Source organism: Vibrio sp. 10N.222.55.C6 (genome assembly GCF_041473395.1).
In the GTDB taxonomy this organism is placed as follows: Bacteria; Pseudomonadota; Gammaproteobacteria; order Enterobacterales; family Vibrionaceae; genus Vibrio; species Vibrio crassostreae_C.
The window spans coordinates 1-623 of sequence record NZ_JBFRSD010000455.1; the positions used below are offsets into that span (position 1 = coordinate 1).

General features: G+C 29.5%; 1 protein-coding gene. It reads left to right on the forward strand.

Annotated features, from left to right (window positions below; all coding sequences use genetic code 11):
* Positions 1-421: CDP-glycerol glycerophosphotransferase family protein (locus AB4486_RS24570; RefSeq protein WP_372119285.1), on the forward strand; the 421-nt coding region annotated here is incomplete at its 5' end.
* Positions 422-623 lie beyond the last annotated feature (202 nt).

Consider the following 623-nt stretch of genomic DNA (forward strand, 5'->3'; position numbering starts at 1 on the left):
ATTCTTAGGTGAATTTGATGATAGTTATGTTTTTTTATTTAGAGGCCATTATTTTTCAGACTCAATTGAAACATCAAGTCGTTTTATAGATGTTTCTAATTATAATGATGTTAATGACCTATATCTTATCGCTGATGCTCTGATAACAGATTATTCTAGTGTGTTTTTCGATTATTCAGTGCTAAATCGCCCCATCTTTTTTTTCATGTATGATCGAGAGGTCTATGAGAAAGAAGTAAGAGGTTTCTATATTGATATTGATCAAGATCTCCCTGGTCAAATTTTTTATGATAGTCATTCTTTATCAGATGCGTTAAAATCCAACGTAATAGTAAATCATAATTCTTTCAACGAGAGATTTAACCCTTTTGAAGATGGCTTCTCTACAACGCGAGTTATAGAAAAAATCATTAAAAATTAGGTGTTATGCTAGCTTTAGTGGTTAACTTCGTATTATAAGCAAGAAGCTACTTGAAAAGGGTTTTGTTACTTAATTTTGTTGATGAGGTGTTCAATGATTAACGTTGAAAAGTCCAAATTTTTGATTTTCTTCATACTTCATCTATTACTCACAACATATAGATCATTTAAACTATAAAAAATGTCTGATTAAGCTATGAAAT